At 54.3% G+C, this 20,973-nt stretch carries 17 protein-coding genes; 4 read left to right on the forward strand and 13 right to left on the reverse strand.

The genetic code is table 11. The features are described from left to right. Nucleotides 1-133 precede the first annotated feature (133 nt). The 3 genes from AACY98_RS04760 to trxA form a co-directional block, all read right to left on the reverse strand. Nucleotides 134-400 (reverse strand): type B 50S ribosomal protein L31, encoded by a 267-nt coding sequence (locus AACY98_RS04760; protein ID WP_126978162.1) that lies wholly within the window; start codon nucleotides 398-400, stop codon nucleotides 134-136. A gap of 132 nt (nucleotides 401-532) precedes the next feature. Then, entirely contained in the window at nucleotides 533-1,795 is a 1,263-nt protein-coding gene (rho, locus tag AACY98_RS04765; RefSeq protein WP_126978160.1) for a transcription termination factor Rho, read from the reverse strand. 226 nt (nucleotides 1,796-2,021) lie between these two features. Next, entirely contained in the window at nucleotides 2,022-2,354 is a 333-nt protein-coding gene (gene trxA / locus AACY98_RS04770) for a thioredoxin TrxA (protein ID WP_126978158.1), read from the reverse strand. A gap of 169 nt (nucleotides 2,355-2,523) precedes the next feature. Here trxA and AACY98_RS04775 point away from each other — a divergent pair, with 169 nt between their 5' ends. Both AACY98_RS04775 and AACY98_RS04780 read left to right on the forward strand, forming a co-directional pair. Continuing rightward, complete coding sequence (locus AACY98_RS04775; protein ID WP_339802244.1) at nucleotides 2,524-5,343, forward strand: PD-(D/E)XK nuclease family protein; 2,820 nt, start codon at nucleotides 2,524-2,526, stop codon at nucleotides 5,341-5,343. Next, nucleotides 5,336-8,695: a UvrD-helicase domain-containing protein gene (locus AACY98_RS04780; protein WP_339802247.1), complete on the forward strand. Its 3,360-nt coding sequence runs from the start codon at nucleotides 5,336-5,338 to the stop codon at nucleotides 8,693-8,695. The genes AACY98_RS04775 and AACY98_RS04780 overlap by 8 nt, the downstream gene beginning before the upstream one ends. A 65-nt stretch (nucleotides 8,696-8,760) precedes the next feature. On the opposite strand, the gene AACY98_RS04785 is transcribed toward AACY98_RS04780, so the two are convergent. From AACY98_RS04785 to AACY98_RS04795, 3 genes are all read right to left on the reverse strand, one after another. Continuing rightward, the gene (locus AACY98_RS04785; RefSeq protein ID WP_339802249.1) at nucleotides 8,761-9,354 is read right to left on the reverse strand and encodes a nitroreductase family protein; all 594 of its coding nucleotides are present in this window, start codon (nucleotides 9,352-9,354) and stop codon (nucleotides 8,761-8,763) included. A 117-nt stretch (nucleotides 9,355-9,471) separates the two neighbouring features. Then, nucleotides 9,472-9,867 (reverse strand): lactoylglutathione lyase, encoded by a 396-nt coding sequence (gene gloA / locus AACY98_RS04790; RefSeq protein WP_339802397.1) that lies wholly within the window; start codon nucleotides 9,865-9,867, stop codon nucleotides 9,472-9,474. 594 nt (nucleotides 9,868-10,461) lie between these two features. Next, nucleotides 10,462-10,686: a hypothetical protein gene (locus AACY98_RS04795; protein ID WP_126978150.1), complete on the reverse strand. Its 225-nt coding sequence runs from the start codon at nucleotides 10,684-10,686 to the stop codon at nucleotides 10,462-10,464. Nucleotides 10,687-10,851: 165 nt separating this feature from the next. Here AACY98_RS04795 and fusA point away from each other — a divergent pair, with 165 nt between their 5' ends. Then, the gene (gene fusA, locus AACY98_RS04800) at nucleotides 10,852-12,861 is read left to right on the forward strand and encodes an elongation factor G (protein WP_339802253.1); all 2,010 of its coding nucleotides are present in this window, start codon (nucleotides 10,852-10,854) and stop codon (nucleotides 12,859-12,861) included. A 55-nt stretch (nucleotides 12,862-12,916) separates the two neighbouring features. On the opposite strand, the gene AACY98_RS04805 is transcribed toward fusA, so the two are convergent. From AACY98_RS04805 to AACY98_RS04835, 7 genes are read right to left on the reverse strand one after another with little or no spacing between them, the layout of a single operon-like run. Continuing rightward, nucleotides 12,917-13,282: a hypothetical protein gene (locus AACY98_RS04805; protein ID WP_339802256.1), complete on the reverse strand. Its 366-nt coding sequence runs from the start codon at nucleotides 13,280-13,282 to the stop codon at nucleotides 12,917-12,919. A 27-nt stretch (nucleotides 13,283-13,309) separates the two neighbouring features. After that, a complete protein-coding gene (locus tag AACY98_RS04810) occupies nucleotides 13,310-14,134 on the reverse strand; it encodes a ferritin-like domain-containing protein (protein ID WP_423817521.1) in 825 nt (274 codons plus the stop codon). A gap of 13 nt (nucleotides 14,135-14,147) precedes the next feature. Beyond that, entirely contained in the window at nucleotides 14,148-14,498 is a 351-nt protein-coding gene (locus tag AACY98_RS04815; RefSeq protein WP_339802259.1) for a hypothetical protein, read from the reverse strand. Between the two features lie 46 nt (nucleotides 14,499-14,544). Further along, nucleotides 14,545-15,816 carry a lytic murein transglycosylase B gene (gene mltB, locus AACY98_RS04820; RefSeq protein ID WP_339802262.1) on the reverse strand — a complete coding sequence of 424 codons (1,272 nt, stop codon included), beginning with the start codon at nucleotides 15,814-15,816 and terminating at the stop codon, nucleotides 14,545-14,547. 50 nt (nucleotides 15,817-15,866) lie between these two features. Then, entirely contained in the window at nucleotides 15,867-17,912 is a 2,046-nt protein-coding gene (locus AACY98_RS04825) for a DUF3488 and transglutaminase-like domain-containing protein (protein ID WP_339802265.1), read from the reverse strand. Nucleotides 17,913-17,916: 4 nt separating this feature from the next. Continuing rightward, entirely contained in the window at nucleotides 17,917-18,894 is a 978-nt protein-coding gene (locus AACY98_RS04830; RefSeq protein ID WP_339802267.1) for a DUF58 domain-containing protein, read from the reverse strand. A gap of 53 nt (nucleotides 18,895-18,947) precedes the next feature. Beyond that, nucleotides 18,948-19,874: an AAA family ATPase gene (locus AACY98_RS04835; protein ID WP_339802270.1), complete on the reverse strand. Its 927-nt coding sequence runs from the start codon at nucleotides 19,872-19,874 to the stop codon at nucleotides 18,948-18,950. Nucleotides 19,875-20,007: 133 nt separating this feature from the next. On the opposite strand from AACY98_RS04835, the gene AACY98_RS04840 reads away from it, so the two are divergent. Next, nucleotides 20,008-20,916: a histone deacetylase family protein gene (locus AACY98_RS04840; protein WP_239441992.1), complete on the forward strand. Its 909-nt coding sequence runs from the start codon at nucleotides 20,008-20,010 to the stop codon at nucleotides 20,914-20,916. Nucleotides 20,917-20,973 lie beyond the last annotated feature (57 nt).

Consider the following 20,973-nt stretch of genomic DNA (forward strand, 5'->3'; position numbering starts at 1 on the left):
ATCGTTGTGAATTTCGTTACTCAGGGGCAATGAAGTTCAATGAAAAAAGGGCAGTGCGGTGTGAACCGTCGCAGCCCTTTTTTGAAATGGATCAGTTGCCAGGCCGCAATTCAAAATGCGGCGCAGCCGTCCATTATTTGCGCAACAGAGAACCTGCCTTGGCAAATTTGTTGCGGAATTTCTCAACGCGACCACCCATGGAGTCCACACTCTTCTGTGTTCCGGTGTAGAACGGGTGCGATTCGCTGGATGTTTCCAGTTTGAACAGGGGGAGTTCGCGACCATCGTCAAGTTTGACGGTTTCTTTGGTCGGAGCGCAAGAACGGGTTACAAACTGGAAGCCGTTAGATTGGTCCAGAAATACAACTTCACGATAATCGGGGTGGATACCTTCACGCATGGTATTTTTCCTAGCTATGTTTAACAACGGGAGCCGCTGCCTGCTTCATTGAATAAGCGCAGTACTTTCCAGAATAATTCTCTATTATCGCACAAAATGTGCTTGGATGACAAGAGGCTGTAATTTGCCGCTTTAGCTGCCTTTGCGCATCATTTCAAAAAATTCGTTGTTGTTTTTGGTCTGGCGCATTTTGGTCTGAATAAACTCCATCGCTTCAATTTCGTCCATCTGATAGAGCAGTTTGCGCAGAATCCAGGTTTTTTGCAGCACGTCGTTGGGCACCAGCAGTTCTTCACGCCGTGTGCCAGACTTGTTGAGGGCAATGGCCGGAAACACACGTTTTTCATACAGGCGGCGATCCAACTGGATTTCGCTGTTGCCGGTGCCTTTGAATTCTTCAAAAATCACTTCATCCATCCGGCTGCCGGTGTCGATCAGCGCGGTGGCAATGATTGTCAGGGAACCGCCTTCTTCAATATTGCGTGCAGCACCAAAAAAGCGTTTCGGGCGTTGCAGTGCGTTGGCATCGACACCGCCGGTAAGTACCTTGCCGGATGACGGCACAACATTGTTATAAGCACGTGCCAGGCGGGTGATGGAGTCCAGCAGAATCACCACGTCTTTTTTCAGTTCAACCAGGCGTTTGGCGCGCTCGATAACCATTTCTGCCACATGGACATGGCGGGTGGCCGGTTCGTCAAAGGTGGAGCTGACCACTTCGCCCTGAACCGAGCGTTGCATTTCTGTCACTTCTTCCGGCCGTTCATCCACCAGCAGCACAATCAGGTAAACATCCGGGTTGTTGGCGGTAATGGCGTGGGCAATGTTTTGCATCAGCACGGTTTTACCGCTTTTCGGCGGTGCCACAATCAGTGCACGCTGGCCTTTACCGATGGGGGAGATCAGGTCGATGATGCGCCCGGTGATGTTTTCTTCACTGCGGGTATCACGCTCCAGCACCAGCTGTTTATTCGGAAACAGCGGGGTGAGGTTTTCGAACATGATCTTGTGCTTATTTTGCTCAGGCGTGAGGCCGTTGACACGGTCCACTTTGACCAGCGCGAAATAGCGTTCGCCATCTTTCGGGGTGCGGACTTCACCTTCAATGGCATCGCCGGTGTGCAGGTTGAAGCGGCGGATCTGGCTGGGGCTGATATAAATATCGTCGGTTGCAGCCATATAACTGGCTTCCGGCGCACGCAGAAAGCCGAAACCGTCCGGCAGGACTTCAAGCACACCATCGCCAAAGACCTGTTCACCGCCTTTGGCGCGTTTTTTCATAATGGCAAACATGAGTTCCTGTTTGCGCAACCGGGCAGCGTTATCAATCTCAAGGCCTTCGGCCATCTCGAGCAACGCTGAAACATGGAGTTTTTTTAGTTCAGAAAGATGCATGAAGTCCGCCCCTTGGCGGTTAAAGGATATGTTGAAAATTTATAGCAAGGAATATGCTAACCTGTACCACTTGTCGGCACACTGATCAAAGTGCGTGTGAAAATGGTGGGTATTTGTACAACAGCCTGCTGGTCCAAAGACAAACAGGCTGTTTTCACTGTTCAGGCAGCTAGTATACGACGAAAAAAGCTGTCTGCAAGAAAAAAGTGTAACAAATCCTGAGGAATCAGGAAATATGGGGTTCGATGAAGCTGAGTAATTGTGACTTGCTTGCTGCACCCACTTTGGTTGCCAGCAGGTCGCCATTTTTAAACAGCATCAGTGTTGGAATGCCACGAATCCCGAACTTGGCGGCGGTATTGCGGTTTTCGTCGGTATTGACCTTGGCGACAACCAGCTTACCTTGGCACTCCTCGGCAATTTCATCGAGAATAGGGGCCATCATGCGGCATGGGCCGCACCATTCGGCCCAGAAGTCAATTAGAACGGGTGTGGGGGACTGGAGGACATCGTTTTCAAAACTACTGTCGGTAACATGCTTGATGAGTTCTGTGCTCATAATGAAACCTTGTTCAAGTTGATTATCATAATCATAATAAGGAAAAACCCTGAAATGTGTGAAATATTACCAGCACATTCCCATGGATGTGAATTCTGACATAAAGGCGAAAAGTTGTTTTTCAATGGCCGTGACTACCCACTCAGTAAATGATGATACCCTCCCTGGCTTGACAAGCGCCTGGGATTGGCCTTTAGAGAGCGGAGCCACTTCTTCGCTGTGGAGAAGGGTTGCCGCCGAGATTAACGAATGGGGTAAAAGAGGCGGCCTAATACCCACACAAATTACCGTGGTATTGCCGTTTGTCCAGGTGATATCTCCGCTGCGAAAAGCGTGGCAGCAGGAACTTGGGGACGGTTTGATTCCCCGCATAGAGACGACCCAGACCTGGGCGGCAAGGCTGGGCGGTGTGCATCACCCAGGCGCAGGACCTTGTGGAGACCCGGTGCTGGACCATCTGCAGGCACAAAGCTGGCTGCGCCGGCTGGAGCAGGGGCAGGCGCTTGATCTGGCCAATGCCCTGGTGGAGCCGCTGGTAACCATGGCCAATGACCTGATGCAGGCAGCTGGCACACTGGCACCGCAGGAGCGTGTGGCTTACTGGAAACAGGCCGGGCAACTGGCTGAGCAGCCGCAGCCTGGCGTGGCGGGCGTGGAAGCGGCGCTGGGGCCGCTGGCTGTGGCATGGGCCAGCGCAACCGAGGTATGGGCTACCGACATATTGTTCGCACTGGCAGATAACGTATCGGCATTGTCGCAGCAGCGCACTGCGCTGGTGGTGGTGCAGGCCGGCGGGCCGGACGCGCTGACGCAGAACCTGTATGCCCGCTGGCCGCAGCAACAGCGGTTGTGGCTGAATCTCGATCTGTTTTCGTCGCAGCAGGCACACGTGCAGTCCACGCCGGATATGTTTAAACGCATGGAAGTGCAGACCGATCCTCTGGCTGTCATTGCCAAAGAGCATCCCCCGGTGTGGCAGATTGCCAGTGATGCTGAAGATGAAGCTGAACGCGCAGCGGCAGAAGTGGTCAACCTGCTCAATGCCGGTGTCATGCCTGTAGCCTTATGCTCGCAAGACCGGCCAATCGCCCGCCGTGTGCGGGCCCTGTTGTCGCGGCAGGGTGTTGCACTGGCCGATGAAACCGGTTGGACACTTTCCACCACGCGTTCTGCCGCACTGGTGATGAGCCTGGTTCGCAGTGGCTTGTGGGATGCCCCGGCTGATACACTGCTGGATGCGTTTAAAGCGTTGCCGCCAAACCATGAATTCACCTGCGGGCTGGATATGCTGGAGGCCTGTATCCGCAAACAGGAAGTTCCCAAGTGGCCTTACGAAGCGCGGCCCGGCTGGCCACTGGCTGCACAACAGGTACTGCGGCGCATCAATGACCTGGTGACAACCCTGCGGGGCACAGGGCAGCGCAGTTTATGGGCACATTTGCAGGTATTTGACCAGGTGCTGGAGCAATGCGGCGCCAAAGCGTTTTTACTGCGCGATGCGGCAGGGATTGAGGCGTTGCAGATACTGCACTGCCACGAGTTGTCTGCACAGTCAGAGGCTGATGCGGAACATGTTCTGTCTGATTTTGCCCGGCAGGCACAAGCCGTATCAATGAATTATGCTGATTTTGTCCGCTGGGTGGCGCATGCACTGGAAACAGTGACGTTTATTCCGCCTGCTCCCGAGCAGCCGCAGGTGGTGATCACGCCATTGGCCCGTGTCATGTTGCGTCCTTTTGCCGCCATTGTCATTCCGGGCTGTGATGAAACACGTTTGACGGCAGCCCCCAGCCTGCCAGGATTCTGGCGTGAATCTGACCGCATCGCCCTGGGGCTGGCCAGCCGCCAGCGCTGGTGGCAACGTTTGCAGGCACAGTGGGTGCAGGCGTTAAGGCTGCCCCGTGTCAGTCTGATCTGGCGTTCCATGGAGGGCTCTCAGCCGCTGAGGCCTGCCACGCTGGTACAAAGGCTTTTGAATGCTGAAGCAGAAGGCGGGATGCAGCTTTCCGACCAACAGCCGGATCAGCGGACAATGCGTTTGCTGGAAGCGCAGTCTACACCGGTTCCTGCCCCACGGCCTGCCAAACGTTTGCAGGTGGACATGTTGAGCGCATCAGCCTATCAGGCCCTGCGCAACTGCCCTTACCGTTTTTATGCTTTGTACATGATGCAACTGCGCGAACCTGACGAACTGGACAGCGAACTGGATCAGCGTGATTATGGTAACTGGCTGCATGCCGTGCTTAAACAGTTTCACGAACAGAGGGCACAGCAGAATTTCCCTTGCACAATGGCAGGTGATACCGAGTTGCTCAATGCATGTGCGCAGCAGCTTTCTGAAAACTATGATCAGGCGGCGCTGATTCTCTGGCGTGCGCGCTGGCCGGACATTTCCGTAGCGTATCTGAGCTGGCTGCACGGGTACGAAAGTGAAGGGGGACAGTTTGAGCAGGCAGAGCTGGCGATGCGTAGCCAACTGACTGACCAAATCACTTTGCAGGGGCGTATCGACCGTCTGGACAAAAAGCGGGGCGCGCCTGTGGTGATTGATTACAAGACAGAACGGCGCTCCAAAACCAGGCAGCGTGTCAATGAACCGTTTGAAGATGTGCAACTGCCTTTTTATGCCCTGCTGATGGAAGGGCAGATGGTCAAAGGCGGGAACGCTGTGGGCGAAGTTTCCCAGGCAGATGCCGCGTCGGCATTTTACCTGTCGCTGGATGAGCGGGAAGGTAATGTCGAAGCATTTTCAGTCAAGGATCTGGCACAGGACAAACAGGCGCTGCGCCAGGGCATTGTGAATGACTTGCAGAGGCTGGAAGATGGTTTTCCTGCGGATCCGATCGGCCAGGCGCAGGCGTGTGCCTACTGTTCGGCTATCGGGTTGTGCCGGAAAAAATACTGGGAAACTGACGCCCAGCCTGCCTTAAGTGCTGCCGATCCGGTGGCGGTCAATGGCGCAGTACAGACAGGGGAACTGCATGACTGATTCTGTGCCAAACCCATCTGTACGATCTCATGCTCCTGCGTATACGGCCAATGGTGCGCCAGTCAGCGCAGAACATTTTTATGCCATTGCCTGTGATCCGGCACGCAGTGTTTCGGTAGAGGCCTGTGCCGGTGCCGGAAAAACCTGGATGCTGGTATCCCGCATCCTGCGGGCCTTGCTGGCAGGGGTCAAGCCTGAAGCGATACTGGCAATTACCTACACCAAAAAAGCCGCCGGTGAAATGCGTGCCCGCCTGCAGGAATGGTTGCATGCATTTGCGCACGAGGCAGATGATGTCGTGCTGGTACAGGAATTGGTAAACCGGGGCATTGCGGCGGATCAGGCCAAACCGCTGGTGCCCGAACTGCGCGGGCTTTACGCCAGGCTCATTGCCAACCCGCGCAGTGTGGAGATACGCACTTTCCATGGGTGGTTTGCACAGTTGCTGGGCGCTGCCCCTATGGGGGTACTGAATGAACTGGGCTTGCCGGCCAGCTATGAGCTGGTTGAAGATGACAGCGAGCTGTTTGCCCCGGCCTGGTACGCGCTGCTGCAAAAGTGTCTGCACAACAGTGAACTGCGGGAAGACCTGGAAAACCTGCTTCAGGAGCAGGGCAGCTTTAACACGCAGGAAGCCTTGCGGAAGGCCTGGGAACGCCGTATTGAATTTGCGTTGGCTGATGCACATGGAAAAGTGGCCGATTCAGTTGCTGATGCGCCCGACCCAGGCAGCCAGGCGATGCATGCTGCATTTGTTCAGCGCTGGCTGGGTTATGCCAAAGTGCTGAGGCAGGAGAAGAATAAAACACCGCAGAATGCAGCCAGTGCCATAGAACAGGCATTGACCGCAGACAATGCCAAGCAGCGTCTGAACATGCTGCGCGAAGCGCTGTTTGTTAAAACCGAATTTCGCCTGAATAACCGCCTGCAAAAATTTGAAGCAGCCCAACTGGCCGAACAGGAGTTGCAGCCCTTACTGGAAGCACTTATCCAGCATGACGCTTATGTGTACCAGCAGCGCATGATGCGCTTAACGCGTGCGTTGCTCGCGTGTTATGCGCAGGTCAAACGCGAGCAGGGCAAGGTGGACATGGTCGATCTGGAGCGTGTGGCACTGCGCCTGTTGGGCGATACCGAAACCTATGGCTGGGTGGCGCAGCGGCTGGACGCCAGCATCAGCCAGGTGCTGATCGACGAGTTTCAGGATACCAACCCTTTGCAGTGGCAGGCGCTGCGCAGCTGGTTTTCTGCCTATGGTGGTATTGGCGGTGGCGGACGGCTGAGCGTGTTCATTGTGGGAGACCCCAAGCAGTCCATTTACCGCTTTCGCCGGGCCGACCCGGCAGTGTTTATGGCTGCGTGCGATTTTCTGCAACAGATGTGGGGGGCTGACCGGCTGGCGTGCGATCATACGCGCCGCAATGCGTGTGGAGTGATTGAGCGTGTGAATGAGCTGTTTACGCTGGCACAGACGGTAGGGGAATATGCGGACTTCCGGGCGCATACCACAGCTTCTTCACAGCCGGGGCTGGTAGGTATTTTGCCGCCGGTGGAGCAGGCTACCGGGCAGAAGCAATCGGCGCAACAGCGTATGCAATGGCGCGATTCGCTGACCGAGCCGCGTTATGTGGAAGAGGAAAAACTGCGTAAGCAGGAGGTACGCCAGGTGGCCGACCTGATCAGCCAGTGGATAGTGCAGGACGGCTGGCGGGCATCTGATATCAAAGTGCTGTCACGCAAAAAAGACCGTTTGCGCGAACTGCTGGTGGAACTGAACCACCGGCGTATTCCCTGGCGTTTTGCTGATGATGTGTTGTTGGGGCAAACGCAGGAAATTCAGGATGTGACTGCCCTGCTGGATGTGCTGGCTTCGCACATGCATGACCTGTCACTGGCGCAGGTGCTGCGCAGTCCAATTTTTGATGTGAACGACGATGATCTGATGCTGCTGGCACAGCGGGTCAGGCAGGCACGCATGCCGGTGCCTGATGATGCCGGATGTGCCGCAGCGGAAAAAACGCCCGTCAGCTGGTGGGATGTGCTGCTGCAGGCAGCAGGCGAGGAGGATGAATTTCCTGCTGCTCTGCAACGGGCAGCCGGGCTGCTTCAACAATGGGAAAAATTGGCGCGCGAACTGCCGCCGCATGATTTGTTGGATGCCATTTACAACCAGGCTGCCCTGCTGGCACGTTATGCACAGGCGGTTCCGGTGGCGATGCGTGACGAGGTGCTGACCAATCTGCGCTCTTTGCTGCAACAGGCTTTAACGCTGGATGGCGGGCGTTATGCAACGCCTTATAACTTTGTGCGGGCATTGCGCAAACGCCCGATCAAAAGCGAATATCCGGGCGGTGGTGATGCGGTGGAACTGCTCACTATTCACGGTGCTAAGGGGTTGGAAGCACGTGGCGTGATTGTGCTGGATACCGATCCGGCCAAATCCAGGGCGGACGGATTTTCTGTGCTAATGGACTGGCCCGCGCAGGAAAGCCACCCGCGCCGGTTTGTATTTTTCACCAGTGCCAAAAAACTGCCGGCTGATGTGGCGCTGCTGGCGCAAAGCGAAGCTGCCGCCAATGCGCGTGAAGAGCTCAATGCCCTGTATGTGGCGATGACGCGGGCTCAGGAACGCCTGGTGTTTTCTGCGGTCAAAACCGGCAGGGATGAGCAGAGCTGGTGGTGCAGGCTAAATCAGTTGCAGCGTATTCCTGAGCTGGCGCTGGCTGCTGACGTTTCGTCTTCTCAAATAACTGCGCAGGGTGTTTTTGAACAACTGGAGCAGCCAGCGTATAGCCCGCAGATCATGGAGCAACCGGCGCAGGCTGCCGAATGGATGGAACTGGTGCGCGCAGAAACAGGGCTGCCCGGTATTTCTCGTGCGGCCCAACTGGGAGCAGGCAATTCCGCTGAACAGACCTCAACTGCGCAGCGCTTTGGCCGGGTGGTGCATCGCCTGCTGGAGTGGGGCAGCACGCAAGATATGCATGTGCAGGCAGCAGCACGGGAACATGGACTGGATTTTGGGCAAGCCGCTAAAGCGGCGCGCAGCGCCCAGGCGATTCTGACCCATGCGCAAAGCAGGCGTTTTTTTGATGCGGATGCGATTGAGCTGGCCGAGAACGAGGTTGAGCTGAGTTACCAGGGAGAAATTGTGCGCATTGACCGGCTGGTGATGCTGGATGGGCAGTGGTGGATTGTCGATTACAAATCGTCCTGGAATCCTGAAGCGCATCATGCTGACGCTTACCGTGAACAACTGGCGCTATACAGGCAGGCGCTGGCACAGGTTTATCCTGAAACGCCCATCCGTACTGTGCTGATTGCCGGTAATGGCGAAGTGACGGAATATTGAAAATGAATTCTGGCATAGCCGATTGCTGTTGAATGCACACCACCGGCTGAGCCAGCCAATACGGGTTAAAGCTGGAACAGGCCTTTGCTCACCAGTTCATTGAGCGCGATGCGTGAGCTGGGTTTTTCACGCTCCTGCAACTCTTTGGGTAAAGCGGATATGTCCGGATTGCGGCGGCCAACAGCCATCAGCAGCAACGGCGCAAACAGATCCGGAATGCCCAGCAGGTTATGCGCGGATTCTTTGTCAAAGCCGGCAATTGGATGCGTATCCCAGCCCGACATTGTTGCCTGCAAGGAAAAGCACATGGCTGCTGCGCCCACATCCAGCGCATGATATGGCAGAGGCACCTCATGGTCCATCAGTGGAGGAATCCATTGTGTTTGCGCAACAAACAGAACCAGCGCGGATGCGTTTTGTGCCCAGATCTGGTTTTGCGGGAAAATCGGTGCAAACAAGGGCTCCCATTCGAGGCTGCCTTTCAGGGCATAGATAAACCGCCAGGGCTGGCTGTTGTGCGCCGAAGGTGCCCAATGGGCCGCTTCAAAAAAACTCATCAATGTTTTTTCATCAATGGCCTCACCGGTAAATGACCGGGGCGACCAGCGCTGTGTGAATACCTCATGGATATGATGTGTGGTCGAACGTGGTTCAGACATGTTGCCAATACCCTTTGTGCGTCGTGATAGGTGTGCTTATTCTACTGGTTGTGCCAATCCATGCCCCTGACAATGATTCCGGCAGTTCAGAACAGCGGTATAAGCTTTATGGTCATGTTACTGCATGGTACCGTTTTGTATCAGTTCAATTTTATAGCCGTCAGGGTCAACAATAAAGGCAATCACCGTGGTTCCGCCTTTCACCGGGCCAGGTTCACGGGATATCTGGCCACCACCGGTACGGATTTTTTCACATGCCGCATAACAGTCGTTAACGCCAATGGCAATGTGGCCGTAGGCTGTTCCCATGTCGTAATGGTCGGTTCCATAGTTATAGGTCAGCTCCAACTCAGCCTGTTCAGGGTTACCGCCAGCGTATCCCAGGTACGCCAGGCTGTATTGCTGGTCAGGGCGGTCGACGGTGCGTAGCAGCGTCATGCCCAACAGTTGGGTATAAAAATCAATGGATCGCTGCATATTGCCCACGCGCAGCATGGTGTGTAGAAATTGCATCATGGTTTCCTTTTATATTGAATTTTTTGAAGAATAGCTTTACAGCAATATATAAGGTTATATCAATATCAGATCACAGGTCAGGCCATGCCTGATACGCCGGGGTTTGTATGAGGTTTTGTACGCGTGCCGATTCGACCTTGTGTTGAATGTGCTGTTGCTCTTTCGGTACAGTGTTTGGGGGTCGGGCGAGAGAGTCGGGTTAGGGGGAACAGTTTGTTGTGAATTTTTAATTTCCATTTAAATTCAATAAATTAGATATTTTTTCAGAGGTGTTGTACAAATTGTTTGGGGCCAGTGGAGCGTACAGGGGTTCTTTGCAGCGGTACGGCCTGCCTTGCTGCATATAAGGCCATGGCAGTAAAATATGTAACTGACATTGGGGCGCTCGTTTGAAGTAGGTCAGCCGGTTGATTAAGTTGTACAGCGGGTTGATGTGCGGGGCGTTCCAATGGATCTATTGAAAACCATTGATTCATCACCATATCAGAAAGTCATGAAACTGAATTTTGCTAACACACTGATGGTTTCTGCGCAAAACACAGCATCTGCTGTGTGTTTTGTGCTGCCTGCCGGTGTGCACGCAATTTTGATTCAGTAGCCTGACGTATCAGTGGTACGGAAGGCGGTATTGAAGGCCTTCTGAAGCTCAGCAAATTTTTGTGGAACCCGGTTGGCTTTGAGTCTGCCGGGTTTTTTGTTTTTATTCATCACATTTTCAGGAGCCAGTGAGTCATGTTCCGCTATGACAAACAGATCGAATCCATTCGGGCCGGCCGGGGTCAGGATAGCTTGCGCCTGTGCTTCGGCTCTGTTCATGATGGCAAAAGCGCTTTAGGAGGGCTTTTGAGCCAGTCAGCAGGTTAGTGGTTGACCTTTGGTGATTCTGAAGGTCAACCGACAGACTTTCAGATTCAACACCATGCCAGCGGCACGTAAATACGGTAGTGCCTGGCAGACGTGTGATAACCAAGGGGTAAAACCATGAGAAACCGAATTCGTAACATTGGCATCATCGCGCACGTGGATGCAGGCAAAACCACCACGGCAGAGCGCATTCTGTATTACACCGGCAAAAACTACCGCATGGGCAATACGCATGCGGGCGATACCACGCTGGACTATGACGAGCAGGAACGCAAGCGCGGTATCACGATCAACAGCGCGGCAACCACCGTGTTCTGGCGTGAGCATCCGATCAATATCATCGACACACCGGGCCACATTGATTTCAATATTGAGGTCAAGCGTTCGCTGCGCGTGCTTGATGGCGCTGTTGTTGTTTTTGACGGTGTTGCGGGTGTGGAGCCGCAAACCGAAACCAACTGGCGCCTGGCCGATCAGTACCATGTGCCGCGTATTGCGCTGGTAAACAAGCTGGACCGCACCGGGGCCGATTTTGCCCGTGTGGTGGAGATGATCCGTGAGCGGCTGGATGTGGTGCCTTTGGTGCTGTATCTGCCAATCGGCTCAGAAGGCGAATTCCACGGTGTGGTCGACCTGTTGCAGCAGCGTGCGCTGTACTGGGCGTCGTCATCGGGCGAAGCATATCAGGTGGCCGATATTCCGGTTGAAATGGCAGATACTGCACAACAGTGGCGCAGCAAAATGGTTGAACTGGCGGTTGAGCAGGATGATGCCTTATTGGCGCGCTGGCTGGATGGTGCCGAGCCCTCGGTTGAGGAACTGCGTGCCTGTATCCGCCGTGGCACCATTGCCGGTGCGTTTGTGCCGGTACTGGCGGCATCAGCCTATCGCAGTTATGGTATAGAGCCGTTGCTGGATGCTGTGGTGGATTATCTGCCTGCGCCCGCTGAGGTGCAAAACCCGGTCGACTCTGACCCGGATGCACCGCTGGTGGCGTTGCTGTTCAAGGTAATTGCCGATCAGCATGGGCAGCTTTCGTTCTTGCGCGTTTACCGTGGGCAGTTGCACGCGGGTGATATGGTGCTGAATGCGACAACGGGTAAACGGGAGCGCATTTCGCGCCTGTATGAAATGCATGCAGACCAGAGGAATGAGGTCAAGCTGGCACAGGCCGGTGATATTGTGGCGGTGATGGGCATCAAGGATGCTGTGACCGGGCATACGCTGTCAGACCCGGCGCACCCGGTGGTGTTGGAACAGATTGTGGCCGCGGACCCGGTGATCGACATTGCGATTGAACCGAAAAAGCAGGCAGACCAGCAACGTCTGGGGCTGGCATTGCAGGCGCTGGTGCGTGAAGACCCCAGTCTGCATGTGCGGCAGGATAGCGACAGCGGGCAGATCATTCTGTCCGGCATGGGTGAGCTGCAACTGGACGTGCGGCTGGAGGATCTGCGCCAGCGGTTTAATGTGGAAGTAAATACCGGCAGGCCGCAGGTGGCTTACCGGGAAACGATCACAAAGACCGTGGAAGAGCGTTACCTGCATAAAAAGCAGAGTGGTGGTCCTGGGCAGTATGCCGAAGTGGTGCTGCGACTGGAGCCTTTGCCTGAAGGACAGGGCATTCAGTTCGAAAGCAAAATTGTCGGTGGTGCTGTGCCGCGTGAATACATACCTGGGGTGCAGGCCGGTGTACGCCGTGCGGCGCAGGCCGGTGTGCTGGGGCATTTCCCCTGTGTGGATATCAGAGTCACGCTGCTTGATGGCAGTTACCATGAGCAGGATTCGTCCGTTATGGCGTTTGAACAGGCTGCGGTAGCGGCTTTTCAGGCAGCTGTGCGTAAGGCGGGCCCTGTGGTGCTGGAACCGTTGATGCGGGTGCAGGTACATACACCTGCGGCTGCGCTGGGCGACAGCATTGGTGATCTGAGCCGGCGGCGTGGCATCATCCATGCGCAGGATGTGCAGGGCCAGTTCTGCGTGGTTGAAGCCAGCGTGCCTTTGCAGGAAATGTTCGGCTATATTGGAACCTTGCGTGCGCTCACTTCAGGGCGGGGCAGTTTCAATATGCAGTTTGAACGCTATGCACAGGCACCTGACGCTGTTGCCATGCGGCTGGCAGCCTAGCCAACATGAACAGGCGAACTTCGGTTCGCCTGTTTTTCAATCGGTCAGGCGCAAATTATTTTCTGGTTTTTTTGTGTTGTTTATTTTGCTGCTGTTTTATCTGTTGGTATCTATTTCTGGGCATGCAATAGGCAGCGCATTTGTTTTCAATCGCCTGTGACTGCTCCAGCAGGTCTTTTTTAAGCGCTGGGTCATCTGTTTTGGCAGCCATGGCTTCCAACTGGTCGCACGTCTGGTAAGAGCCTTCTGCGGTCAGCCATAGCCTGATGCTGTCAATCATTTCATGATCAAAGTCCGGGGCAGGCATGTTAAACGTTTCCGTATATACACGGATCAGCTCGTTCAGAAGAAGGTCTTTTTCGGCACAAAGCAGTGATAACCGGTGTTCGACTTCAAGGTATTTTTTTCGCAGTTCTTCCATTTCATGCGGCTTTGCAGGTGAATGTAGTTAGGAAGGAGTATTTAATGCCGCCAGTTCCTGTGCAGTAAAACCGGCCTTGTGGCGCGCGGCTTCATTGAGTGGCGGTTTGATGCGCGGTGCATGGTACTGCTCCAGCAGGCTGGCGTAATGTGTTTGCGGGTCAACCCCCTGTTGCTCGCACAGCCAGTGGTACCAGCGGTTGCCAAAGGTTACGTGGCCGATTTCATCGCGGATGATGATGTCCAGAATTGCCACGGCATCATGGTCGCCTACCTGACGCAGTTTTTCCTGAATGCCGGGGGTGACATCCAGCCCGCGGGCTTCCATGGTGCGTGGAATCAGCGCCATGCGGGCACATAAATCAGTACTGGTTTTTTCGACCATGTTCCACAGGCCACCATGTGCGTCAAAGTCGCCATAGTGATAACCGAGCTGTTCCAGGTGTTCGCGCATCAGGTTAAAGTGCAGTACCTCTTCATAGGCGACCTGCCACCAGTCGCGGTAATATGGTTCGGGCATATTGGGGAAACGCCATACCGCATCCAGCGCCAGATTGATGGCGTTGAATTCAATGTGCGTCAGTGCGTGAATCAGCGCAGCGCGGCCCTGTAGCGTGTTCGGGCTGCGTCTGGGTACATCTTTGGGTGGCAGGAGCCTGGGCAGGTCAGGCCTGCCGGGCATGGGGGCGCTGGCCGAGGGGATAATTGACAGTTCTGCGCCGGATGGGATTTGCTGGAAAGCTGTTTGTGTGTAGTATGAAATGACCGCGTTGCTTTTTTCTGCCGGGGCGCATATGCACAAGGCGTGAAGCGCTGCTTCGCGCAGGTTCATACTGGAAATGGTATGTTGCATTGGACCCTATGGATTATCTGTTTTTAATGGCATTGTCTATCATATCGGGGATGGCCGTCAATTTGGCATGGTCGAGTTGGGGCAGCTCAAAAGACCACCACAATGGCACATACGCCGAATAGTGTTCAAAAGAATGGCATGCTGAACACCATTGCCACAAACTTCCTCTGCCTTTGAACATGACACCTTCAATCATGCGTGGTTCCAGTCTCTCCAGGGCATAATATCTGTAGAGTTTTTTCAGGCCGCAGACGGGGCAGGCACTGTGCAGGTGAATGCCTTGTGCAGGAGTTGCTGCATTGAATATTTTTTTCCATTTACCTCGATACGCGTCTGTAACGCCGGGCCATGCACCTTCTGCCATTTTTACCTCATGTTTGCTTCACGTATACGCTGACAACAGAGGAGGTTTAATGGGGTACAGCAACTTTGGACGGCATGTTGCCAGCGTATGCCTTGGCAATGGCATTGCCCATTTCCACAACCACCATGGCGTAAAAGCTGGAGCGGTTGTAGCGGGTGATGACAAAAAAGTTCTGTGTTCCTGCGATGTAATCCGGTGGCAGATCGGTGCCGTTTTCCAGCGCAATGAAGGCCAGTTTGGTATGGGTCATATCCATATTTTCGTTAGCGCTGGCATCGACGAGCACACCATGCCGCTCGAGCTCTTGAATGGTAAAGGTGGGCACGATGTCGGGCTTCAGCAGTGCTTCAAGGCTTTCTTGGGAAGCCCCCTGGAACAATATGGGCAGGGTTGGCGGCAAGCCTCTTTGCCAGCCGTGTGCGGCCAGGTAGTTGGCGACACTGCCGATGATGTCGGGGGCGCTGTTGTGCAGGTCAATTTTGCCGTCACCATCAAAGTCGACGCCGTAATTGAGCAGGCTGGAAGGCATGAACTGCGGCATGCCCATGGCACCGGCGTAGGAGCCGCGTACGCTTAACGGAGGTACGTTTTCACGAGCAGTGAATACAAGGTAGTATGCAAGTTCGCTGGCAAAGTAATCGGTACGGTCGCTGCGGCCCTGTGGAAAGTCAAATGCCAGTGTGGCCAGCGCGTCGATAATGCGGTGGTTGCCGGTAAACTGCCCGAATACGGTTTCCACGCCCAGAATACCCATCACAATGTCTGCCGGTACGCCATAGGAGGCTTCGGCGCGTTCCAGCCATTCGTGGTTCTGGCGCCAGAATTTAACACCGGCCTGAATCCGGTTTGCTTGGATAAAACGCCCTTTGAAATTCTGCCAGTTGCGTGTGCCGGAAGGCTGCGGCATGATGAACTTGGCCGTGGAGGCCTGGTATTGTGCCTGCCCCAGGGTATCTAGCACCCATGCCAGATCCAGGTTGTGGCAAGCGGAAACCTGTTGTGCAAAGGCTTTGACATCGGCTCGGTCTTTGTAGTTGCCTGGTGTGGTCAGTGCTGTTTCGGGCTTGGTCTCGCGAATCAGGTCGCCCAGCGTTTCGCACGGGTCAGGCTGGGGCGGGGTGATGTTGATGTGCGCTGCTTCCAGAATTTCATCGGCCGTGTTTTGCTCAGCAGGTGCAGGGGTATGGTTTTGTGCCAGTTCTTCAGATGATGTGACAGGGGCCGTATTTTCACAACCGGCCAGCAACACCATGCAACTGATGCTGGCAGTAGTACAAACGATCATGCGGGCAAGAGAACGGGGAAAAGAAGCTGTCATAAGGATGATGGTGTCTGTTGAAGCGGTATATATAAAGATGTCTTATTGTGTCATGAAATATGGAATCGATGAACTTCCCGTATGACCTCTTTGAGAGAATGGTGTTGAGAAGCAGAAGGGGCATAACGCAGTTTTTCCAACCGCAGCAGCAGATGTTGTGCCTGCTGCAATTTGGGTTGCTGTGCGGCAGAGCCAGCCAGTTGTTTTGCCAGGGTTCTAGGGGCGGTTGTTGCATCAGACGGAAAGCCGGCCTTTTGCAGCTTTTGCCGCAGCACAGCATAAGCTTTCAGCCAGTGGTCTTGAGTGCGGTTCTTCCACCTGATGATCAGCAGCAGCACCAGCAGAACAGCGCCGGTTATGCCTAATAGTATTTTCACCAGGGTACCCCAGGAGGCGTTTTTAATGCCCAGCCGCGACAGCAGGTCAATGCCCGCATCGACCGAATAGGCCAGCACCCATTGGTTCCAGTAGTTTTCCAGTGCATCCCAGCGCATCAGCAATTTGTCAATGAACGGCAGATTGGCAAACGACCGGTTGCCTGCGTTTTCATCGGTCAAAAACAGACTGCCATTGTTGATGCGGTACGGTGCAATGGCTGATGTGGGATCAATACGGATCCAGCCTTCTCCTGGCTGCCATATTTCGGTCCAGGCATGGGCGTTGCTCTGGCGGACAATCCAGTAATCGTCGATGAAATTGGGCTCGGCTCCCTGGTAGCCTGTCACGATGCGGGCTGGAATGTTCAGCGCACGCATCAACACCACAAATGCCGATGCATAGTGCTCACAAAAACCGGCGCGGTAGTCAAACCAGAGCTGGTCTGCTGCGGTTGCCGCTGTGTAGCCGGCTGGCGGTTGCAAGGTATAGTGAAAGTTTTCCTGGCGAATGTAGTTCAGCAGCCATTGCGCTTTGCCGCGTGGATCAAGGGCCGCGAAGGACGGGTCCTGCATCAGTTGCTTGGCCCAGGCCTGTGTTCTGGGGTTACTTTGCGAAGGCAGAAATGTTTCTATATACAGGGCATTGGGTGGTGTGTTACTGCCTAATTGGTAGTTGAAGTAAGCCGTTGCATTGTAGCGAATGCGGTCCGAGATGATTCTGCCCACAGCCCATTGGCCGCCGTATCCTATTTGGGCCCGGTTGCTGTTGAGTGTAGGTGCACCTTGCGGGGGCGTCAGATCCAGCGTGAAAAGCCAGTTCTGGTTGGTGGTTTCCTGTGTAATCTCATAGTGAACTGCCGGGCCGGAAAAGGTGAAATAGGCTTCTTTTTCTTCAGCCGACAGCATGTTGTGTATCGGTATGCCACGTGCACGCCAGACACGCCCGTCAAAAAGAGAGAGCACAGGGCCACGAAAATAAAGATCTTTTTGGGCAGGCGCGTTACCCTCAAACTTGACGCGAAAAGCAATGGCCTGATTTTGCACCAGTTCGGAAATGCCGTTGATGGACAGTTCATCTGAAACACCTGTTTTCGCCACATTGGGGTCTGGTAACGCCCATAGCGGGTCCAGGCGCGGAAATGTCAAAAACAGAATGACCATGAAAGGCGTACCCCAAAGCATCAGGCGCAATGCAATGCGGATAGCGTCTTTGAGCGGCGGATACCCGGCTGGCATATGGGCGTTGATCAGTGCAGCCATTAATGCAGTCAGCGAGATCAGCATGCATAGGGCAATCAGGATATTCTGAGACTCGAAGAAACTCATCATGATCAGGAAAAAGCCCAGATAAAAAATAATCAGGGCATCGCGCCGGGCTCTGAGTTCCAGTGTCTTCAGTGAAACCAGCATGACCAGCAGCGTACCGCCTGCCTGTGGGCCGGCAATGGTTTTATAACTGATCAGCGTGGCGCCGACAAAAAATACCAGCAAGGAGATTTTGATCAACAGCCCTGGTAACTTGGCAGTGCCTCTGGTCAGCCAGGCGCGCCAAAGCAGGGTCAGGCAGGTGAGTACAGAGGCCCAGATCGGCAGGTAAAAAAAGTGCGGCAGCAAAATAAACAACAAGGTGCCCAGAATGAACAGCGTATCACGCTGCTCGCGTGGCATTTTGGCGGCACTGATGGCTTTGAATGAAAATGAAGAGGGTGTCTTTGCCATGGTCCTACCCCTCATTAGGCATGTTGGGCTGTGTTTGCGGGCGCTGGTAAAGTGCCAGTTCGCGCAAACAGCGCAATTGATGCGCTTCCCCGGTTGCCGGTGGAATGCGCAGGTTGCCCAGTTGCAGCCCATAAGCGATGCCCAGCCCATGCGCCTGCAGTACCCATGTGGTCAGGCGGGAAAGCTGTGCTTCCAGCATGCTCAGCCGGGTGGACTGCAGACTCAGCCACAATTCATTGCTTTCAAAAGAGGCGGTTTGCCGGCTGACCAGTTCGCCGCTGGCCAGCACTTTCTTCCACACAATGCGCTTGAGCGGATCACCTGGCTGATAGGGCCGGGTGCCATCGTATTCGTCGCCTACCCATTTTTGGGCGGTATTTTGTCCGGGAGACTGTTCATGCAACTGGTTGGTTGGCAATACGGGCGCTTTGATTTCAGCAGCCGGGTATACAAGACCAGCGGCGGCAGGCTGCCATACACTCCAGGTGCGGAAAACACCCATTGGAAAACGGGTCAGGATAACAAGCTGGGGAACGCCCAGCCAGCCCCGCTCATTTGCCATGACAGAAAGTGTGATGGTCGCTGTTTCGTTGGCAGGAATGTCGGTCCATGTCCATTCGTTTTTTTCATAGCGCAGTCCATAAACATCTATGGCCAGCCCGATACCGTAGTGCGCCCGTTTGTCCGGGTTGTCGATGACGACTGTGAACTGCAGATTCTGCCCGGCAAAGGTCGGGGTGATGCCGCGCATGCCCAAAGACAGGTTGCGCAGGGTGCGGTAAGCCGTAAATACGCTGGCCGCCGCTGCGCCGGTAATTAAAAAAGTCAGTGCATACCCCAGGTTCAACTGAAAGTTGATGCTGGTGACCAGCAGCAGCAATAAAGTGGCCAGCAGCATGAAACCTGCGCGGGTTGGCAGCACATAAATGTTACGCAGGCGCAGATGATGGCTGGGTGTTGCTTGGCGTGGTCTATGCGGCATAATGAACGTGTTGCATGAATTCCCAGTTAGCAAAGAGAGAAGGGCAAGGCGCCTTACCTGATCGGAATAGACTGCATCATGGCCTGTATCTGCTCTATGGAGCCGCGTGAGGCACCGGCAATCGGCAGCAGGCGATGCGAGGCACAGCAGGGGAAAATATTCTGCACGTCTTCGGGCACTACATAACTGCGTCCTGCCAGCATGGCTTTGGTTCTGGCTGCCCGCAATATGGCCAGCACCGCGCGCGGGCTTAATCCTTGCACGAACCATTGCCCGGAACGGGTGGCTTCGGTCAGATCCAGCAGGTATTCCAGCAAAGGAGGCGCTACCTCAACCTTATCAATGAACCGCTGCACTATCAGCAATTCTTCTGTGTTTAATGCGGCAGGCAACTGGTGGATCAGTTTACGGCGGTCTGTTCCTGTCAACAGGTCAATTTCGGCCGCGCGGCTGGGGTAACCCAGAGAGATTTTCATCAGAAAGCGGTCTAACTGGGACTCTGGCAGCGGATAGGTGCCAACCTGTTCTTGCGGGTTCTGGGTGGCAATCACAAAGAACGGACTGGGCAGTGGCCGTGTCTGTCCTTCAATACTGACCTGCCGCTCTTCCATCGCTTCCAACAGGGCGCTTTGTGTTTTGGGGCTGGCCCGGTTGATTTCATCAGCCAGCAACACCTGTGAAAAGACCGGACCGGGGTGGAACACGAAGGATTCATTGGTGCGGTCGTAAATGGAAACGCCGGTCAGGTCAGAAGGCATCAGATCCGAAGTAAACTGAACGCGCGAAAAATGCAGCCCGAAACTGTGCGCCAAGGCCTGTGCCAGGGTTGTTTTACCCACACCCGGCACATCTTCAATCAACAAATGTCCGCCGGCAAGCAGGCACACAACACTATTGGCAACTTGCTGTTGTTTTCCGATAATAATGGTATTGAGTTGTTGTAACAGCGTTTTTAATTTATTGGGAATGTCTGTGCTCATGATATATTTGTGATAAAGCAATTCGCTTAGTATAAAAAAGTATTATTATTAATATAATAAATAATGCGCATTTAAAAGAAAATTAAATATGACAACAGGATATTTCTCCCACCCTGATTGTTGGAGACACGAGATGGGATCGGGACATCCAGAATGCCCGGAGCGTCTGGATGCCATTGAAGACAGACTGATCGCCAGCGGACTGGCGGACTTTCTGGAGCGCCGCAGTGCCGATCTGGCAAGCGATAATGCTTTGATGATGGCGCATTCTGCTGCTTATCTTGCATGGTTAAAAAGTGAACATGAGCTATTGCTCGAAGAGTACGCTGCAGGCGGGCCGAGTTACCGGTATGTTGACCCGGATACCACCATTAACCAGTATACCTTACAAGCCATCAGGCGTTCAGCCGGCATGTCGATAGCTGCGACCGAGGCGGTCTTTTCCGGGGAACTGAACAATGCGTTTTGTGCGGTGCGTCCGCCAGGACACCATGCCGAGCGTGCCCGGGCGCATGGTTTTTGTTTTGTCTGCAATGTGGCTCTGGCGGCTCTTTTTGCATTGGATGTGCTGGGGCTGCAGCGTGTAGCAGTGGTGGATTTTGACGTGCACCATGGCAATGGAACCGAGGATATTCTGGCTGGTGATGAGCGGGCACTTATGGTCAGTTTCTTTCAGCATCCTTTTTTCCCGCATATGGGTGTGCCGCCCAAAGCCGATAACATGATCAATATACCGGTAGAGCACTACACCAAAGGGGAGGCTATCCGTGATATTGTGCAGGAAAAGTGGCTGCCGGCGCTGGATCGGTTTGAACCCCAGATGATCTTTATTTCAGCCGGCTTTGACGCCCACCGCGAAGATGACATGGGGCAAATCGGTTTGGTGGAAAATGATTACGCCTGGATAACAAGCCAGTTGATGCAGGTGGCCGACAGACATGCCGGGGGCAAGATTGTTTCCTGCCTAGAGGGCGGTTACGACCTTTCCGCGCTGGGGCGCAGTGTGGAAGCACATATCCGTACGCTGGCAGGGCTGGACTGAAGCAAGTTATGGCCCAAGCATCATGCGAGCTTATTGATTAGTCGGTATGCACCACAA

Source organism: Saezia sanguinis (assembly GCF_963921665.1).
Taxonomy (GTDB): domain Bacteria; phylum Pseudomonadota; class Gammaproteobacteria; order Burkholderiales; family Burkholderiaceae_C; genus Saezia; species Saezia sanguinis.